We start from the raw sequence: 18,895 nt of genomic DNA, 5'->3' as shown, positions 1-18,895 counted from the left end.
CGATTTCAGGCGGCCGTCCTGCCGCCTAAGCAAGCCCCGGTGTAACCTGCTTCTTGACTGAAGCATCGAGGCGATGGCGTTTTGACTAACGCATGCACATACCTGGGGTAAGGTGACCATCGGCGAAGCATTTACTTTGCTCGGGTAAGCGAAAACCGGCTTGGTAAGCTACCGCCCACGCTTCGCTGAACTCACTCCAAACAGCCGTGGAGTAGAGGCTATATGCGGTCAAATTGATCTGGAGGTTCTAGCGCCTTGAACGGCGGAATCGTCTAAGTAAATGATTCATAATTAAATTTAATGTTCAGAGTCTTCGGGGCTGGGCGGGGTTGGTAGGCCGGGGTCCCCGCATGGGAACGCCGGCCATTTGGTTACCTCCGAGACTTTTTTCGCATCATTGCGAACAGGCGGTCTTTAACAGCGAGGCGAAGCTTCTTGAGGCGAAGGAGCTTCAGGCTATCGGGGAGCCTGGCTCGCGTTTCTCTCGTGATCTCCTCGTCCAGGCGACGGTGGATTTCAGTAAGCCGGAAGGCTGCGGATGACATAGTTATCTCCAGCAAGTTGGCCCGCAATAAGCGGAAGCAGAATGTGACTGAGCCGCATCGCGACGTCAGACTGACGGTGGGGCTCGCGCACGATAATCGGGAAGGCGAGATATTCGCATCTCGGTCGAGCTTGACTTGGTAACGGGTGGAAACGGCCTCGTGGAGCCGGCCTCAAAAACTATCTCAAGAGAGGGATGCGAGCACAATCCCGCTGAGATCTCTGCGAGCGTCTCGCCAGAATGTGACTTTCCGACAGATCGGATTTTAGATGTCGCGCCAATTGCTCGAACAGAGCCGAGCCTAGTAATTGCATCGCGTACCGCCTGCGGCGCACCCGTCGCAGGGGCTGCGCTGGTGACAAGGCCAAATAGGATAATGAGTGCCGCGAACGGTCCTCGCGTATCCCACAATTGCGTCATGTTAGGCACTCAAGCACCTTTTCTTTGTTTGATTGAAGCAGCGGGCCATAGGCAAATTTGAACCGTGCAACGGCGTGGTTGGAACCCCCTAACCCCCTCCTTGCCATTTTGAGCGGGGCGCCCTTGATGAAGGTGCTGCCTTCGAATGATGCGTTGCGTACCGGGGCGAGGGGGCTGGTCTCAGTGAAACGCCAGCTTCTCGCAAAATGCCTCGTCAAGGCGCCCGACACCCTTCTTCTGCGCAAGCTTGCCCACGGTCCGCGCCAGTTGCTTGCCCCGGCGGAAAATTTGACCGTCCAGACCACTAAAGCGTGGGTCAGAATAGAAGAAGCGGAAACCTCCGGGCACGCGCACTGCGACCCCGACGGTCTCCTTGTTCGCCTCCACAACGAATTGATTTAACACAATACCTCCTTGCATGCGAACTCCCGGAGATCATTCGACCGCCGGTTTAACGCACACAGCAAGATCTACCGCGCCAACTGGCGCCACTTGGCTTGTTGAGAGGAGCCCTAGGCGAAGGCTTGAGGCACTAAGCGCCTAGGGCATGCAGTCGTGCGGTACTGCTGCCGGGATGGATTTCGGAATTTCGTCTTATGCACATCATAATGTATCTAATATGGGGCTTCTAAATATAAATGCAAACTCAGAGATCCACTGACGTGATGTCGTGGACGACCTCCGCACCAGCGTAGCTGTGCAATGATGTGGTCGTTGTAGGTCCACTTCTAGGAGTCGTTCCATGGAGCAGGAGGTTGTCACCGTCGGATTGGATCTGGCGAAGAATGTGTTTCAGGTGCACGCTATCGCAGCCGATGGCGTAGTGCTGATCCGGCGCAAGCTGCGTCGGTCCGAGGTCATTGGGTTCTTCGCGGAGCTATCCCCTTGCCTGGTCGGCATGGAAGCCTGCGCTTCGGCGCATCACTGGGCGCGCGAGTCGATGGCGATCGGGCGTGAGGTGCGCCTGATGTCGCCGGCTTGTGTTAAGCCTTATGTGAAGCGCGGGAAGACCGATGCGGCGGATGCCGAAGCGATCTGCGAAGCAGTAACGCGCCCGACGATGCGCTTCGTCGCTGTGAAGTCGGTCGAGCAGCAGGCGGTGCTGATGCTTCATAATAGCCGCGATCTCATGGTTCGGCAGCGCACCATGCTGATCAACGCGCTTCGGGGTCACTTGGCTGAGTACGGGATCGTGACGTGCTCTACGCAGAGACGCTGATCGGACGCGACACGATCAGCACTATGCCGCTCAAGACTATGGAGGGCTTTCTTGATCATGGCGTGACGAGCCAGTCTCTGGCTGCGGACGTCGAGGGCGCGGGTCAGATCCTCTCGACGCCCAAGGATCTCGGCATCGATCTTGCAAGTGTGGCAGCTGCTCTGGTCGTCGAGGGCATCGAGAAATTTTGTGGCGCCGCCGGCACGCTTTTTGATGCTATCGCAAGGACATGCCGCGAAATTCATGGTCGAACGGAGCGCGCTGACGAAGCTAAGCCCTTGTTATGTGGGGCAGGTCACCAGCGAGCGCAGTTCATCGAACTAGTCTGGTCACGTGCAGCCGTTCGGTAGCCTTTTCCCGCGAGAATCGCTGCGGAGGTGGTCGATATCTGAAGTACCCATGTGCCGGATGAGATCTAACAGGGAGCGTTCGGTTGGTCGCGTAGCAATTGCTACCCGTGTGTCAACGGGCACCGAACTTTCCCCAGATGTGGGCGCCCAAAATTCCCTACGTTGGCGGTTTTGGACGGAGCGGTGATCAGCCGTATTCGTGATCGGGCTTTCCTTTCATCGGTGGTCGCCCGCGGCGCTTTGGCGGGTGCGGATTGAACGGGGCGCCGTTGCGGACGTTTTCGGGCACGAGCGCCGCGTGCTCACGCATGCGGTAGCTGGAGCCTTCGATCTGGATGACGACGGCGTGGTGCAGCAGCCTGTCGAGCAGCGCGGTGGCGACGACAGGATCGCCGAAGACCTCTCCCCATTCGGCGAAGCCGCGATTGGAAGTGAGGATCATGGCGCCCTTTTCGTAGCGGGCGTTGACGAGCTGGAAGAACAGGTTGGCGCCGCCGGGCGTGACCGGCAGGTAACCGATCTCGTCGACGACCAGCAGCGATGCCCTGGTGAGGAAGCGGATCTTCTCCCTCAGTGTGCCTTCACGCTCGGCTTTGGCAAGCTGCGCGATCAGATCGGCGAGCGGGATGAAGTAGACTGCTTTGCCGGCGCGGACGGCCTCGACGGCAAGTGCTGTAGCGATGTGGCTTTTGCCGGTGCCGGGAGGGCCGAGCAGATGGACGACCTCGGCTCGTTCGATAAAGTCGAGGCCGGCGAGCGCCAGGATGCGGTTCTTATCGAGCGATGGCTGGAAGGAGAAGTCGTAGCCGGCCAGGGTCTTGACCACAGGGAGCCGCGCCATGCGCAGGGCAGCCTTGATCCGGCGGTTCTCGCGCAGCGAGAGCTCTTCGCCCAGCAGCTCATCAAGCGCTTCGATGCCATCGATCTGACCCTGCTCGATGCGCCGCAGGGTGGCATCGAGGATCTCGAGTGCGCGCGGCATCTTGAGCATGACGAGGCTGCGGCGGATGGAGTCGACGCGCGAGGATGGTGCCGCACCGTTCATGGCCGCCCCTCCATCGCCAGGCTCGCGCCGATCGCCTCATAGACCGCCAGCGAACGCAGTGGCACATGGTCGCCGATCCGGCCGATCATTGTCATGGGCCTCTCCGGCGTTCGCGGCTGCGGCCGTCCGGTGCGATGGCGCCGGTCGATACGATATTGCCGGCGCCCTTCGAGCACGGGATGCTCGGCGACGACGATGCCGCGGTCGATGATGCGCACCAGATCCGGCAGCTGCTCGATCTCGACGAGCCGGCGGGTCCGGTCGGGCACGCTGTAGAAGTTGCCGCCAACCGCGACGAAGCCATCATGGGTAACCCGCCGCTCGAGCTTCAGGACGGCGTTGAAGCGATGGTCGGGGAGCCGCTGAAGTTCCCCCTGTTCCTCGGCTAGGGCCTCGGCCACCACGCGTTGGGTCGTCCCGTGCACGCGTGCATTGGCGACCGTATCGAGCCAGTCGATGAGCTGGACATTGAGGTCCTCCATGTTGCGGAAGGATCGCCCCAGGAAGAAGTCCTCGCGGATATAGCGGAAGGGCCGCTCAACCTTGCCCTTCGTTTTTGCGCGATAGGGACGGCAGGCCCTGGGCTGGAAGCGGTAATGCTTCGCCAGCGCCAGCAGCGAGGTGTTGTAGACAATGTGGCCCTGATCATCCTCGCCGGTCACCGCCGTCTTCATGCGGTCGTAGAGGATCTCGATCGGCACGCCGCCCAGCGCCTCGAAGGCCTGCATGTGACAGCGCAGCAGCGTCTGCAGGTCCTGGTGCAGCACATAGCGGGCAAACAGGAACCGCGAGTAGCCCAGCACCAGGCTGAACAACCAGACGATGCGCACCACCCCCGGCTCGTCGGTGAACTCGACGACGAAGCGGGCGAAGTCGACCTGGCCCTGCACACCGGCCTTGGTCTCGAAGCGGACCTCGTAGGGCTTGGGATCGTGCTCGGGCCGGATCGCGGCGAGGTATCGCTTCACGGCGGTATAGGCGCCGGCGTAGCCCATCTCCCGGATCTCGCGGGTCAGCCGCGAGGCCGTGAGTTCGGGAAACGCGGTGACCCGCTCGCGCAGGAACTCCATGTACGGCGCGATCTTGCACGGACGCCCCAACTGGCGCGGGCCGTACGCCGGCACCTCGACGCCGCGCTCGATGTATTTGCGAATGGTCTTGGGATCGCGGCCCGTCCGACGGGCGATGGCGGTCACCGACAGCCCCTGCCGGTGCAGCTCCAGTATCATCATGGCTTCTCCAAGTCGGATCATCGGCGGGCCTCCCGCAGGAGGTCATCGCGCCGATTTTGGCGTTGCCCAATGAGCCGGGGTTAACCCCGGCTCATTGGGCAACCAGGTCCAACAATCAGGGAATTTTCAAAGCCCACTTTTGCGGAGAATTACACGCCCACTGACACCCGTGCTATGCCTTTATTTTTAAACGGTTCGGAGGCTGCTGGCGAAATGCAATAAATGATACCCGACCAATTCATTCGTCGCTCTTCAAGCCATTGGGCGACATGCCATCCTGCGCGGGGCGAATGAATAAGGATCGTCCCGATCAAAGAGAGATTCGCCGCCACCCCCTCGAGATCGGAAAAATTCGTCTCCATCGTCTTATAAACACTGCGGCGCCTGGCTTGGTAACCGTCGTCGCTGAGCATGCCAACAAGATCTCCAGCGGGCTGAGCAGCACTTAGATGCATTATCGTCGCGCCGAAGGGCATCTCAGCGCATATGAGTTTCCGAAGGTCATGCACATCACCCCAAGCGGAAGTGACTTTTTTATATCCGCGAAGGCGCGCCATCCGGGCGGTATGGCCGCCCACCGCGAACACCGGTAGATGAGCGAGTGAAGGGAGGAAGGGGTGATGCCGAACGCCCTGCAGGCTTGTGAATACCAGGGCATCGGGGACAATCATTGGTCCGTTCGCTCGAAGCGGAACTACCTGAAGCGCGGGCGCCAGCAATGGATTGAGGCCTGCGTTCTTGAGATGTCGCGCCGTTAACTGATTGAATGGAGCGGTCCTTGTCACCCAAATTTGATTATCGGGAGCGAACAGCACGAACTGCTCCCCAGAAACAATCGACGGCTTTGGCCACGAAAGATTGCGAGGCGGAATCCCCTAGAACGTCTCTGAGAATCGGAGAAAGTGCATCGCCAAATCGGCTGTAGTAAGTTGCTGAGAATGCATCCGGGGATTCTACGGCTGATATGCCATCCTTGCCATTCAGTACAGCGATCAACAACTCGTATATGTCGCGAACTGCTTGACGATCCTGAACTGATGGAACGGCTTCTGGAGATCCGGCAAAATTCTGTGCCATAGCCTCCTCGAATTCCGCACGTCGTTCGATTAGTAATACTTCGGGAAGAATCTGAATATCATCGGTCTTCATATCAATCTCCAGGCGCTTCGCGGGCCGAAAGAAGGGATACACTGAGAGTGTGGGAGCGGAGAGCGAACTGAGCGCCCTCGGACGCGATGCGACCGCTACCTCTTAGCGGCTGCTACGCACCGAGGGGGAGGAGCCGGATCATAAGGCTACCCCCGTAAGCTTGAAGCCGAACAAAAGATGAATGCCGCATCATGGCAGTGAGCCTATCATCAATACAATGGGAAGGGAACGCACGACCGGATACGCCACCGATTGGACGGCCCCCTGAACTGCTGAACGACCAAAATCTTTGGAGACGTTCGCATGGTCGACGGCGGTGGCTCAAGGCGTAATCAGCAGAAAGAATGTCACTAGCAGGACAACGAATATGCCTTGCCCCAGGCAGCCAAATTGATACGGCGGGGCGTCGTTGGACGATCCTCCCGTCACAAGCTTGCTCCATTGAGCAGGGGGGGCAGGTTCATCAAACGGATTGGCCCGATCGTGGAGAAATGTCACCATGAACAACATCACCCGTCGGGCGTGAGCGCTGGCACCTATGCGTGGATCGCACCAGAAGTCCGCATAGAAAGCGGCCCATCGGGCAAGCTCCTGCGATGCATCTCTGCCACCGCTAACTATGTCCCGTTCTATGGTGCCGGCGGCAGCCTCGGCCTGAGCAATCGGTAGCGGAGTTTGCCGGTTTGTCCTCCAAATAGTCTGCCGCTGGGCTTCCGTCTCGAGCGAAGAGGCCGGGGTCTCCATATATCTCCTGAGACTTTCTTCGAGGTCACCTCGCATTGATCTCGACCCCGCTAGCCGCAGCGCCACAGCTACCAGTTGGTCCTCGGCAAAGGGAGAAGTCTCCAGCCGTCCAATCTCACTGAGATCGTCCGATCCGACCTGACGTAGCCTTGCAGCAGCCCCCGGGGCGGAAGATATCTCTTTGGCGCGGGCAGCTGCAGTCTGCATCAAATCATCTAATAGATCAGGCCGCCTGGACTGACGCCTATTCATTTCGAGCTCCTTAACTTATAGATTTCTGTCAAGCCGCACTTGGGGGCTCCGTCGGTCTTGGCCTCCACGCTGAACCGCCCTTCGAAAGCGGGCGCCCTGTCGGCGTTGCGAACGGAATAACTTTTCCCGTCGCAGAACCGGGGTGATCGATCATCTCCCTCGCTCTCGCAGGGAAAGGGGCATCATCATTCAAAGTAATACTCCTTTTGATAGACTGTTGATCGAACGTTAGGGCCACATTTCCCACGGCGCTCTTATAATCAGAGGCAAACGACGACCTCGCCGACATCGCTTGCTGAAGACAATCGATGCGGCCATGTACTTCGGCAGCGGTTCGTCAAAATTTTGGCCTTTTCCCTTTTCCCATCACCACTCGCGCTGCCTCGAGACACATTACTGCTTAGCTGCTGACCCGGAATGCAGTCGCTGTAGTCAGTGAGGCATTCATCGCGAGCTGCGCGCTGCGGGCGCGAAGAACCGTCGCCATAGCTAACATGATTCTCCTCGTCGGAGCGCGCGCACCTATCCTCGGATCGCTCCAAATCTCCTCGTAAACCGAAGCATAGGCCCAGAGCGTATCCCCCAAATCCTCGGGGGAGACGGTGAGTCGGCGTTCTAGGGTATTTGCATAATCCATCGCCAGTTCCATAGGCAGCCCCTTCGCCTTCACCTCGCTGATGATTGCTCGTCGCTGCGCATCGATCGCTACGGTTGGGGCGGGATTTTGGAACCGATTGAATAAACTATTCCGGACACCGCTCGAGAGACCTAGGTCGCCGGCGACTCGAAGTGCGGTGGCCAGTAACTGCTTGTCAAGAAGAGGGGATATTTCTAAATCAGAGATTCTACGCTCCAATGAAATAGCGCTTATTTCTCCATCGCTAAGAATGCTATCGGCCTGGTTGCCGGCAACATTTAGGAGGGTTTTCATTAGGCGTGATTGCGCAATGAGATTCATTATATGATCCTTTAATGATCCTTGCTGTCTGGCGTCGATATTATTATGAAAGAATTTCGGTGAACATCATCAGTGATGTCGCGGCTAATAGAAACGCGAGGGAGGTAACGGCCCAATATATCCGCGGACGGCGGGTGACCACAAAGGCAGCGCAATATATAGATGATAATATCATAACGAAGATTATGTTCATACCGCTTATTCTTTAAATGAATAACCAATATATCATAAGGTTAGGCGCGTCGTCTATGTTATAGCAGCGCTGCGAAAACTGATATAATTACTATAGAAATAGTTCCCAGGGCCGACGCTAGCATAACTCTGCGGATTTCGCCTCCGTGGAATTCGTTGTTTACGAAGCGGTGAAATTGTTTGCGAGTTTTTGCATCCCCAAAAGCTAAGGCATACTCGATATGGCCTGCCTGCGTGTCGAAGAGGGCATTACTGGCCATATTATCGTGAAAGGCATTCGGGCGATCGGGCGAATTATATGAGAGTCGAATTGTTTGTTGAGTTCTACTCTTGGACAACAATCTATGGCTGTGCATTTCAAAATCCTCGGGAATAAGCGGTTGGAGCGCGGACGAGCCAATTGTCCTGTGAGGTTTCACAGCGCAATCTAAACGAGGATTGCGTGTGAACTCTGCCTCAGGTTTCCTTCGGCTTCGATAGAAGTACCATCGCAGGCGATGCTCTGTTCGCTGATCAATCGTGGGGCAGGCCTCGCATACTCGGCGCTCCCAGTGCACAGGCTTGTGAACTCGGAGGATCCCATTGGCACTCATGTCATTCAGATTTTCAGACCTGAAGCACGGGATGCATTGGGCGCGCGAGCTTGAGCGCGAAGGCCGCTATTCGATCGATTAAGGGCCCTAGACGGAAGGCGTTAGCCTTCGCCGGCTAGGGCGTGCATCCGTGCCGTACTGCTACCCGGATGAATTTCAGAATGGGTTATCGGTGCCATCATGATGTTACGAATATGGGTATTCGAAGTCTGAATGTCAAATTGTGTGGTTTGGCAAGAAAAATATGGGCGTTCAGCTGTTATTCAGACCATGTTATCGCCTACTAGTTTTAGTAAAGACCGATAATTTACTTTGATTGGCGAAAGCATCTGGGTTGTACTGTGAATGACGGTGTGCCTGCAGGGTGTATTGCGCCACGCAAAGGACTCAGGGACGATTGGGCCGTCTGTTCCCATAGGCCTTATTCGATAGCCCGCGCCAGTTCTCTGTCCAGCACGAGCGCTGCAAGTGTTTCGATGGCACCAGATGGGAGATAGGCGCTGGCCGAAATTGGCCCAATGATCGGCCCCCCCCGAGTGGTCCAGTGCGATTGGTGGAGCGAAGCGGAACCGGAGGCGGCAATGGCGGTGTCGCTGTTTTGGATATCGTGCTCGCAGGCCGAGCATCGCCCGCACCCGACCGGTCAGGCCGCCGACGCACAAGAGGAGTCGGTGACAGCATCGAAGCAAACCCTGGCGATCGCCCGACTGAAGCCTGGTGGTTTCTCAGGCGAGCGTTCCGCGCCCCGCACTTTCGATGTGGCCAAAGGCCTGTCGCCACACGATCTCGACGTCTCCGGGGGCTTCCGATTGCGATTGAATGGTCGAACAGGCGCCAATCTGCATCGTTGTAATGTCTCCAGAGGCGTTGAGTATTGAACGCGCCGACGCATCGTCTCCCCTCGCGACCTGGGCGCTTGGCGGGACCTGATTGGTTCCGTTGCTGATCGAAAGTAGATCTGCAGGCGTTTCCCGCTCACGGGAATGGGCGGGAGCGATCGGAAGCGTTGCCCCTCCCGCTTAGCTTGGGTCATTCCTCGTTCAGCGTTGTGATGTCCGCCAGTCGGGGAGCTTGGGCTCCATCGCCATGTACTTGTCGATTGCCTTCTGGAAGTGGCGGATGCGGATTTCCTGGTAGTCACCCAGTGTGATCCCCGGCTTGGCGCTGGCTTCGAGGCCTTCCTGCTGGGCGTGCAGATTTCGAGTATCCTGATTGAGGATCACCCCGAAGACCGGATCCATGCCCTTTGCCTCGGCGAAGGACTGGTGGTCCTCGAGGATCTCGACCTCGGCGGTCTCGGGAACCGAGCCGTCCTTGGGGCACGGGCGCATGAACATCACTTCGTAGATCGTGCGGCGATGGTCGCGCGCATCGGGCCGGAAGCGATAGATCATCGGCAGCGAGATGCCCGGGAACAGGAACAGGTTCGGGAAGAACGTGTAGCTGTAGGTGTCGAGCAGTTCGGTGTCCGAAACGTGGCTGAGATCGGTGTTGGTCGCACTCTCGAACATGCCGCGGAACATGTCGGCCATGACCTGGCGGGCGCGCTCGCCGTCCTTGAGCTGCGGCTTGCTGCCGCCCAGCGACGAGCTGTCACCCAGGGTGAAGTGCTCGACGATGTCCTGCTCGCTGTACTTGTTGTATAACTTAGGGCTGACCACGCCGAGCGTCGAGATGAAGCGGTTAACATGCTCGTCGTACCAGTCGTACTGCGAGTTCACGTCGCCGTTCGCCGGCGCCACCTGCGGGTGCGTGTCGCCGACGTGATAGGCCTCCATGAAGGCCTCCATCGTCAGCTTCCAGTTGGCCGGGTAGCTTTTCTGGACGTGCAGGTAGATGTAGCGGTCTTCCAGCTTCCAGGCGTTCATGTGCGCCATGACTTCCTTGCCCAGGTAGTCGGCCAGGCTCGGCGCTTCGGGATCCATGTTGATCCAGACGAAGCCGCCCAGTCGCTCGACACGGGCTTCGGGCAGGCACATCTTCTTGCCCTGGGTATGGCTGAAGTCCCACTTCTCGGGGATTTCCTTGAGGCTGCCGTCGAGGTTCCAGGTCCAGCCGTGGAACGGGCACTTGAGGTTGTTCGAGAAGCCCGTGGTGCCCGAGGGCTTGAGCTTGGTGCCGCGGTGCAGGCACGAATTGAAATGGGCCTGGATCTCGTCCTCGCCGCTGCGCGTGACGACGAAGCTGTAGGGCCCGAGGTCATAGACGTAATAGTCGCCGACGTCGGGGATATGCTCCTCGCGGCAAGCCATCTGCCAGGTGCGCGTCCACAGCCGGTCGAACTCACCTTGGGCGAATTCGGCGGTGGTGTAGCGGTCCTTCGAGATGTCCTCGCTGCCGAGGTATTCGTAGCTTTCGCTGGCGGCCCAGGCAGGCGCGGCGACCTTGTCGCGCGCGATGATTTCCTGCGTAGTCTCGGCCGGGCAGCGCGCCTCTCCGGGTTTCAACGTGCCGGTTTCGACGTTCATGTGCATGATCCCTGATCGGTTTTCGTGGAAGCATGAAGCTTGCGACAGCTGGCTAAGCCGCGAGATCGGCGCTCCTAGGTCGGAGCTGGCCACGAAAAAATGAAAACCTGGCGCAGATCAACCGATCACGCCCAACAGCGATGCCCTAGGTCCGGCGGGCGTAAACCCGCGGATCTAGGGCAAGCAGGCGTGCAGTGCCGCTACCCGCATGAGGCGTTGGGTGCTCAAAAGCCATCCGATCGATAGTATCTTGCACCGAGGGGATGTCAAATAATCGCAGAACGCGAACTCCGGGCGTTACCGCTGCCTGGAGAAGCGAATGATTCCTCGAACGTCGGGAGCAGGCCAATTGATGGCCACCGACGGATCCCACTTATGATTAATGATTGCGCAGCAATCCTGATTGGATTTGGCGACTTAGCCTTCGTGACATTCATATTGCTGTTTTGGAGCCTATGCTGAAGACGAAGTGGATAGCACAGGGTGAGCATGAGCCCAGGGAAGGGCTTGCTCGAGCGCACGCGCGACGCGCAGCAATGTCAGCTCGGCCCCTGGGCGGCCGATTGCCTGAAGTCCGACTGGCATACCGTCAACGAAGCCGCAGGGGATGGATACGGCGCAGCACCCCGCAAGGTTCGCGCGCATGGTATACTTAACATACTGACGAACGGACTCACCAGCACCTGCTTCGGGAGCTGCATAGGGGTAGATCCACTCTTTTGGAACGATCGGTGCAATCTGATCGATGGTCGGTGTCAGCAATACCTCCCAGCGTGTGAGTAGGGCACCCATCTGCTCGACGACGCGCCGACGGCGTTGCTCTGCCGTCTCGTCGAAAGGCATGGCTTCAACACCTGACACACCGCCTGCCCGGGCGTTGGGGGCAAGCAGCTGCTCCCAACCCGGTTCAGCGACTATGCGCTGAATCTCAGGGAGGTGCCAAGGGCGCAGGCCTCCGTATGTAGGCCACTCGGCAAAGGGGCTGACGGGTGCGCTCCCCATGCTGTCGATTAGTGCCGTTCGAGGTTCCTCCACTGCCGCCCCCGCCACTTGCGCTAACACGAGCGCTCCAGCCCGGGCACAGTCTACTACGCGCAGGTCATTGATTGCTATGCCCTCCACGTCGCTTATCCAAGCCATGCGAAGATCCTTTATGCCGGCATCCAGGCCGCGATCAAATTCCTTGTTGGGCATCATTGCGTCGAGAAACAGAGCGGCGTCTCGAACATTACGAGTGAGAGGTCCTGCCGCAGAGACAGCGCCTCCGATCACGACGCCGTCGAGCGGTACCCGACCTGGGCTGGGCATCAATCCGAGAACGCCGTTGAGGGCGGCTGGCAGGCGGATCGAACCACCATCGTCGGTGCCGATCGACATTGGAACCAGTCCCGCGGCCACACCGGCGCCCGATCCGCCGCTGGAGCCGCCGGAGGTCCGACGGACATCCCAAGGATTACGACATTCCTGCGCTACAAGGTTTCCAGACCTCGCCCACATCGAAAATTCCGGCAGGTTCGCCTTGCCTAGGAGCACGCCGCCGGCTGCATTGAGATTTTCGACAACGGCCGCGTCATTTGCCGGTTGGAAGGTCTCGAGAAGTCGCGAGGCCATCGTCGTTCGCACCCCCGCGGTAAGGATGTTGTCCTTGGCGGAGAAGGGAACGCCAATCAGCCCGCCCCGCTTTTCAGCGGATGGTAGGTGGTCGATCTTTTCGGCCCGGTCTCGCGCGTGGTCCGCAGCGATCGTAATAAAGGAATGGATCAGCGGCTCGACCGCGTCGGCGCGATCCAGGAAACTTTCCACTACCTCGCTGGCGGTCAAGGTGCCACCGCGGATATTAGCCGCGATCTCATGACCCGATGACCAGCACAGCGCCTCAATTTTGCTCATCGCCGTTACCTCTTCCCATAATATTATCCAATATCGTCAATATTTTTAGTCTATTTGAATGGATTCGTAACTACTTAATCCCACGAACGGAGCTCATTCAATCCAAATCACATTATAATTAGCCAAAGCAGGCAAGCTGCGAGGATTCCGGGCAGGGCAAGGATAGTCAACAGACGCGTCCTTGGCGCTTTTAATCTGCTCCCATGATCTTTCAGGAAGACTGCAAGCTTCGGCGCTAGCTGATCGTTCGTGGTTAGCAGGGCCTGATCCAAGACAGGCAGATACACGAACAGCTCGATGAGCCGTTCCAGTTCGGCCTCTTCGAGCCGAGGATAACGCTTAAGCATAGATTCGATCTGCAAAGCGGCTCTCGATCGCGGTCTTATCCGGTCAGAGGAGGTTGCCATTTACACAGGTCCTTTTCCATCGGACGCATTGGCTGCGAGCGCAGGTCGCCGTCCGTGATGAATGGGAATTTGCTTGGCATCAGAGCTTGTTAAAGGGTCTCGCGCAGGATCGCGCCAGCGCGTCCGATGCCTTACCGGACACTCGCCGATAGCTCGGCGGGCGCCCGGCTAAGAGCCGAATATGAGGCGCTGAGGCTCTCGGCAAACACAAGGCAATTGAACAGTCATCGTACTTATATGGGCTGACTTGCCCATCAATTCAAATCCTCCCTATCGCGGCGGTCTGGTGAGAGGCGCTCCCTGCCTTGAGCAAGATTCACCGAGCCCGCGTCAGCTTCGGCGCCGTGGTTTCCAATGCCAACCTGGGAATTCTCTCGCTTTGATCACGCGGCAAATTCGAAATGGTCTGCCCCGGCGAGCCGCCACGCGGCGCTATAAAAGTCCCGATCGTGAACTTCATGCGGTGAGGTTCCAATGCCGCCCTCTGCGCAATCGACGACGATAAAATCGAGAAGAATGGCCGTCTTCCGCATAGGCTTGAAAGTGGGCATTTGAAGGCTCCTCGTCTTATCGCGCCGGTGTATGAGGACCTCATGCCCCGGTGGACTGTCGAGCACCGATCGCCACAGGAGCCAAACCCCTGGGAGCTTATTCTCATCAGTCGCCGCTTGCCCAATTTTACGTGGTGGAACGCCCCCTCATTTGCTCGACAAGCGTCGCTCGAACGTGTTTGAGAGCCCCGGGATCGCACGTCTTTGGTAAATGTGCGCGACCCGAATGAAGGAGTGGATCATGGACGACAGCCTTCGGCGCGCGGCGCTTGATTACCACCGTCTCCCGCGCCCGGGAAAGCTGGCAATTGAACCCACGAAACGAATGGTAAACCAGCGCGATCTCGCGCTTGCTTATTCGCCCGGCGTGGCGGCCCCTTGCATTGAAATTGCGGCGGATCCGGCCAAAGCGCTCGAATACACCGCTCGCGGCAATCTTGTCGCAGTAATCTCAAACGGAACTGCTGTTCTGGGCTTGGGGGCGATCGGGGCCTTGGCCTCTAAGCCGGTGATGGAGGGCAAGGCCGTTCTGTTCAAGAAATTCGCGGGTATCGACGTCTTTGACATAGAGGTGGACACAGGCGACCCGCAACAGTTCGTTGAGGCTGTCGCGCTGCTCGAACCCACCTTTGGCGGCATCAACCTGGAGGACATCAAGGCACCCGAGTGCTTCGCCATCGAGGCAGCGCTCAAAGGGCGCATGAACATTCCCGTGTTCCATGATGACCAGCATGGCACCGCAATCGTCGTCGCCGCGGCGGTTCGGAATGCGCTGGTTTTGCAGGGCATAGCACTGTCTGACGCTCGGCTGGTTACCTCCGGCGCAGGGGCCGCGGCGCTCGCCTGTGTTGACCTGCTCGTATCGATGGGACTGCCGGTTGAAAACGTCACCATGACGGACAAGGAGGGAGTCATCCATTCGCGGCGACTTGGAATGCTGCCGAACATGGCGCGTTACGCGCGCGAGACGGATGCACGCACTTTGCCGGAGGTGTTGCCTGGTGCAAACGTCTTCCTAGGTCTCTCCGCACCGGGCGTACTCAAAAGCGAGTGGCTGCCTTTGCTCGCGGAAAATCCTCTGATTTTCGCGCTTGCCAACCCAGAACCCGAGATCAGACCCGAGCTCGTCAATGCCGTGCGGAAAGACGCGATAGTTGCTACCGGTCGTTCGGACTATCCTAACCAGGTCAACAACGTACTCTGTTTTCCTTATATTTTCCGTGGGGCGCTCGATGTTGGCGCCACGCAGATTAACGAGGAAATGAAGGTAGCTGCGGCCGAGGCGATCGCGGCCCTTGCACGTGTCGCTGCACATGACAGCGTGACGCAGGCGCACGGTGGGCGCAAACTTGTCTTCGGGCCGGAATACATCATCCCAACTCCGTTCGATCCACGTCTCATTACTGAGGTCGCACCCGCTGTCGCAAAGGCAGCTATGGATAGCGGCGTCGCCACCCGCGCGCTGGATCTCGACGAATACCGACGGTCGCTGGCGAACGTGAATGCTCGAACCGCTCAAGTTATGTTGCCGGTTTTTGAGGCCGCGCGGGGCGCCGGGCGGCGCGTCGCATACGGTGAGGGCGAGGACGGCCGCGTGCTGCGCGCTGTGCAGGACGCTCTGCAGGAAGGTATGGTGCGCCCGACGTTAGTGGCGCGGCGTCGCATATTGGAACGGAAGCTACCCGAACTCGGTCTGCAAATCGATATCGACCGTGATCTTGATTTGGTGGATACTGAGACGGATCACGAGCTGTTGGGGAAACTCGCGGATGCTTACCTTGCCGTTTCCGCTCGCAAGGGCGTCCCTGCAACGCAGGTTCACCGTCACGTTCAGCGGTCGCCCACCGTGACCGCGGCAATGCTTTTGAAGACGGGCCAAGTGGACGCGGCCCTGGTCGGGGGCAACTCGGAATATTGGGGCGAGATTGAGCATGTGCTGCGCATCATTGATCGAGTGCAGGGGAGGGTATACGCCCTTTCCGGCCTCATACTCGACGCGGGCGCGCTGTTTTTGGCGGACACGCACATGGTGCCAGATCCAACGGCCGAACAGGTAGCTGAAATGACACTTTTAGCCGCTGAAGCAGTGCGCCGCTTTGGTTTGGAACCGCGGATCGCCATGCTTTCACATTCGAATTTTGGATCGTCACATAGTCCGAGCGCGCGCAAGATGCGCACTGCGACCGCACTGGTGCGAGATGCAGCACCGGATCTTCAGGTAGATGGAGAGATGCATTCTGATGTGGCATTGAGCGAAGCGCTGCGCGACAAGTTGGTGCCCCATTCAAGATTTCGTGGTGCCGCCAACCTGCTTATTATGCCGAATCTCGATGCTGCCAATATCACCCTTACGGCGTTGTCCGCGTCATCCGGTTCACCGACAATAGGTCCGATGCTCCTGGGCCTCGCACAGCCGATCCACGTGTTGACGCCGGGAGTGACTGCTCGCGGCATCCTCAATTTGACGAGTGTCGCGGTCTGTGGTGTCAGCCCAAACTTGGAATGAATGTGAGAATCACTCCGAAATAATGCGCTGCGTATAATTAAGGCGGCTAAGGCCTTGCCTCGGTCATCGCTCTCCGGAGCCCCAACCGCCGCCGAGCGCCAGGAAAAGCGTGATCTGGTCATCATTAATCGCTGCTTGTCCTTCAGCTGCTGCTTGTTCCATTGCCACCAGATCGCGATCGGCCTCGATCGCCGGGAGTTCGCCGATTTTGCCGCCGCGCCGCAACTGCGCCGTGCGGCGGGCAACAAGGGTCGCCTCTGCGCGCGCGGACTCCAGGCGTTGTTGTTGAACAATCCCGGCCTCGTATGAGTTAAGAGCCGTCTCGACTTCGCGCAGCGACCTGAGCACTGCGCCATCAAACGCCGCCAGATCGGCACGGCTTTGGGCATCGGCCGCGTTGATCCGCGCGCGGACGACATGGCGATTAAGCATCCAACTAATCGAAGGGCCGAAGCCGAAGCGGTTGGTCAATGGCGACAGAAAATCGGCTGCAGCGCCGGTCGAACCCGCAGAAGCGCCTAGGCGGATCTCCGGATATAGCTCGGCCGTCGCAACGCCGATGCGCGCGGTCGAGGCGGCTAGGTGGCGTTCGGCGAGCCTGATATCGGGCCGGCGCTTGAGAAGGGCTTGCCCATCACCGACGGGAACGGCCTGCACGATATGGAGCGGGCTATTGCAACGCAAAAGCTCAGTGTCGGCCTCGCCGGGCACGCGCCCCAGCAGCGCAGTGAGCCTGAGAAGGGCATTGCGTTGGCGCGCAGCGAGCCGCGGTAGGCGCGAACGGCTTGTCTCGAGTGCGACCTGGCGCCGATCGATCTCATAAGGCGCGGCGCGACCATGAACGATCAGGATTCGCGTCAGACGGAGAATATTTTCTTGTAGAGCGATTGCGCGGTCAAGCACCTGGATCTGTGAACCGCTGTTGCAGATATCGGAATAGGCACGAGCCGTCTCGGCGGCAACATTGACCCGGACCAAATCCCGCGCGGCGACTGCAGCTTCAGCATCAGCGTTCACCGCCTCGATCCCCCGCTTCAGACCGCCAAAGAGATCGAGATCGTAACTGACTGCAATGCCGGCGTTGTAGATTTGTCGTTCAGGTGGCTTCGCGTGAGACAGCTCGGCCTCGGCGGAGCGCTGCGAATGACTCGTGTCCACATCGACGCGACCTTGGAGTTCCCGGCTGGCGCCTGAGGCATCGAGCAGCGCCAGAGCTCGTTCGAGATTGGCTTGGGCTATCCTGAGGTCGGTATTTGCGGCGAGGGCTTGTGTCACAAGACTATCCAACACCGGATCGTTGTAGAGCTGCCACCACCGATCCGGGAGCGGTTCGGCGACGCTCACAGCCCCGCCCAAGCGGAACGCGCCCTGCGCTGCTGGGATGTGCACCAGCGCGGCATCGGGAACATGATAGTCGGGGCCGACCTTGGCGCAGCCGGAAAGAAGGGCGACGGCAAGAAGAAGGCGCGCTCTCACCACGGTAGGCTCCGATGAACTTCGCGCCCGTCGTTGCGCGGATGGACAACAACTGTCGCAGTCTGGCCGGGGATCAAGCGTACATTGGCCGGGACTTTGTCGATCACAATTCGAACCGGGATGCGCTGCGCTAAGCGCACCCAAGTAAACGAGGGATTCACATTGGCGAGTTGTCCGTCGCTTCCAGCGCGTTCGCGGTCCTCGACGCCGCCCGCGATGCTTTGGACATGACCACTGATCTCGTCAGCAACCCCCATCAGATAGATGCTTGCCCTGTCGCCTACCTTAATCGCGGGCAGCTTGGTTTCCTCGAAGTAGCCTTCAACGCGCAGCGACCGATCAAAAACAAGCGCCAGAGCCGGCTTTCCGGCAGATAGATAGGTGCCAGGTTGTAGCGAGAAATTCGAAACAGTCCCTTCAACCGGGGCCCGAACGAGGGTGCGCTCGAGATTGAAATGGGCAAGATCGCGCGCCGCGACGGCTTGTCCTACTGCGGCCCGCAGCCCCTCGACCTTCGCACGACCCTGCTCGATGGCCTCAGCCGCGATCAATTCGGCCATCGCACGGTTTCGGCGGTCCTCGCGGACTGCCTGGGCGAGCGCAGTTTGCGCATTGACGAGGTTCGCTTCGGCCTGTTCCAGCGCGAGGCGATAACGAGGTCGGTCAATCACGAAAAGCAGGTCGCCCTTTTTCACTGTTTCGTTGTCGCTTACACGCACCTCCGAAACGAGGCCACCGACGTCGGCGGCCACCGGAACCATATCGGCACGGACTTTGCCGTCGCGTGTTATGGGTTCGACCTGGTAGCGCAGCCATAGCGCGTAGATCCCGCCCAGGATCACGAGGATCACTGTCGCGGTAACGGCGGAACGCAACAAATTCTGTCGATGAAGCATAGT

Annotated in this window: 15 protein-coding genes and 1 pseudogene; 4 read left to right on the top strand and 12 right to left on the bottom strand. The window is 58.8% G+C overall.

Translation table 11 applies throughout. From position 1 onward, the window contains the following. Positions 1 to 371 precede the first annotated feature (371 nt). Both KRR38_RS31860 and KRR38_RS31855 read right to left on the bottom strand, forming a co-directional pair. Complete coding sequence (locus KRR38_RS31860) at positions 372 to 545, bottom strand: DUF465 domain-containing protein (protein WP_217407546.1); 174 nt, start codon at positions 543 to 545, stop codon at positions 372 to 374. A 599-nt stretch (positions 546 to 1,144) separates the two neighbouring features. Beyond that, positions 1,145 to 1,384: a hypothetical protein gene (locus KRR38_RS31855; RefSeq protein ID WP_217407821.1), complete on the bottom strand. Its 240-nt coding sequence runs from the start codon at positions 1,382 to 1,384 to the stop codon at positions 1,145 to 1,147. A 322-nt stretch (positions 1,385 to 1,706) separates the two neighbouring features. On the opposite strand from KRR38_RS31855, the pseudogene KRR38_RS31850 reads away from it, so the two are divergent. Next, positions 1,707 to 2,159: pseudogene (locus tag KRR38_RS31850) on the top strand (IS110 family transposase); the annotation flags it as partial. Between the two features lie 2 nt (positions 2,160 to 2,161). Further along, complete coding sequence (locus KRR38_RS31845) at positions 2,162 to 2,533, top strand: transaldolase family protein (protein ID WP_217407544.1); 372 nt, start codon at positions 2,162 to 2,164, stop codon at positions 2,531 to 2,533. 187 nt (positions 2,534 to 2,720) lie between these two features. On the opposite strand, the gene istB is transcribed toward KRR38_RS31845, so the two are convergent. From istB to KRR38_RS31820, 5 genes are all read right to left on the bottom strand, one after another. Further along, complete coding sequence (gene istB, locus KRR38_RS31840; RefSeq protein ID WP_217402002.1) at positions 2,721 to 3,578, bottom strand: IS21-like element helper ATPase IstB; 858 nt, start codon at positions 3,576 to 3,578, stop codon at positions 2,721 to 2,723. Beyond that, the gene (gene istA, locus KRR38_RS31835; protein ID WP_217402005.1) at positions 3,575 to 4,831 is read right to left on the bottom strand and encodes an IS21 family transposase; all 1,257 of its coding nucleotides are present in this window, start codon (positions 4,829 to 4,831) and stop codon (positions 3,575 to 3,577) included. Before istA ends, istB begins: the two co-directional genes overlap by 4 nt. A gap of 128 nt (positions 4,832 to 4,959) precedes the next feature. Further along, positions 4,960 to 5,625, bottom strand: a complete 666-nt coding sequence (locus KRR38_RS31830) for a uroporphyrinogen-III synthase (RefSeq protein WP_217407820.1) — start codon at positions 5,623 to 5,625, stop codon at positions 4,960 to 4,962. Continuing rightward, positions 5,606 to 5,959, bottom strand: coding sequence for a hypothetical protein (locus KRR38_RS31825; RefSeq protein WP_217407819.1), 354 nt, complete (start codon positions 5,957 to 5,959; stop codon positions 5,606 to 5,608). The genes KRR38_RS31830 and KRR38_RS31825 overlap by 20 nt, the downstream gene beginning before the upstream one ends. Positions 5,960 to 7,355: 1,396 nt before the next feature. Beyond that, positions 7,356 to 7,913 carry a hypothetical protein gene (locus KRR38_RS31820; protein WP_217407818.1) on the bottom strand — a complete coding sequence of 186 codons (558 nt, stop codon included), beginning with the start codon at positions 7,911 to 7,913 and terminating at the stop codon, positions 7,356 to 7,358. Between the two features lie 1,366 nt (positions 7,914 to 9,279). Between KRR38_RS31820 and KRR38_RS31815 the strand changes: the two genes are divergently transcribed. Then, positions 9,280 to 9,576 (top strand): hypothetical protein, encoded by a 297-nt coding sequence (locus KRR38_RS31815; RefSeq protein WP_217407817.1) that lies wholly within the window; start codon positions 9,280 to 9,282, stop codon positions 9,574 to 9,576. Positions 9,577 to 9,738: 162 nt separating this feature from the next. On the opposite strand, the gene KRR38_RS31810 is transcribed toward KRR38_RS31815, so the two are convergent. The 3 genes from KRR38_RS31810 to KRR38_RS31800 form a co-directional block, all read right to left on the bottom strand. Further along, complete coding sequence (locus KRR38_RS31810) at positions 9,739 to 11,166, bottom strand: SRPBCC family protein (RefSeq protein WP_217407816.1); 1,428 nt, start codon at positions 11,164 to 11,166, stop codon at positions 9,739 to 9,741. A gap of 453 nt (positions 11,167 to 11,619) precedes the next feature. After that, complete coding sequence (locus KRR38_RS31805; protein ID WP_217407815.1) at positions 11,620 to 13,056, bottom strand: amidase; 1,437 nt, start codon at positions 13,054 to 13,056, stop codon at positions 11,620 to 11,622. Between the two features lie 790 nt (positions 13,057 to 13,846). Further along, positions 13,847 to 14,014, bottom strand: coding sequence for a hypothetical protein (locus KRR38_RS31800; protein ID WP_217407814.1), 168 nt, complete (start codon positions 14,012 to 14,014; stop codon positions 13,847 to 13,849). Positions 14,015 to 14,255: 241 nt separating this feature from the next. Between KRR38_RS31800 and KRR38_RS31795 the strand changes: the two genes are divergently transcribed. Further along, a complete protein-coding gene (locus tag KRR38_RS31795; RefSeq protein WP_217407813.1) occupies positions 14,256 to 16,520 on the top strand; it encodes an NADP-dependent malic enzyme in 2,265 nt (754 codons plus the stop codon). Positions 16,521 to 16,583: 63 nt separating this feature from the next. Here the strand turns inward: KRR38_RS31795 and KRR38_RS31790 are convergent, their stop codons facing one another. Beyond that, complete coding sequence (locus KRR38_RS31790) at positions 16,584 to 17,999, bottom strand: efflux transporter outer membrane subunit (protein WP_217407812.1); 1,416 nt, start codon at positions 17,997 to 17,999, stop codon at positions 16,584 to 16,586. Continuing rightward, complete coding sequence (locus KRR38_RS31785) at positions 17,993 to 18,892, bottom strand: efflux RND transporter periplasmic adaptor subunit (RefSeq protein WP_217407811.1); 900 nt, start codon at positions 18,890 to 18,892, stop codon at positions 17,993 to 17,995. Before KRR38_RS31785 ends, KRR38_RS31790 begins: the two co-directional genes overlap by 7 nt. Positions 18,893 to 18,895 lie beyond the last annotated feature (3 nt).

This window comes from Novosphingobium sp. G106 (assembly GCF_019075875.1).
In the GTDB taxonomy this organism is placed as follows: domain Bacteria; phylum Pseudomonadota; class Alphaproteobacteria; order Sphingomonadales; family Sphingomonadaceae; genus Novosphingobium.
The sequence above is the reverse complement of the archived record's forward strand: the minus strand, read 5'-3'. Positions and strand labels throughout refer to the sequence as shown.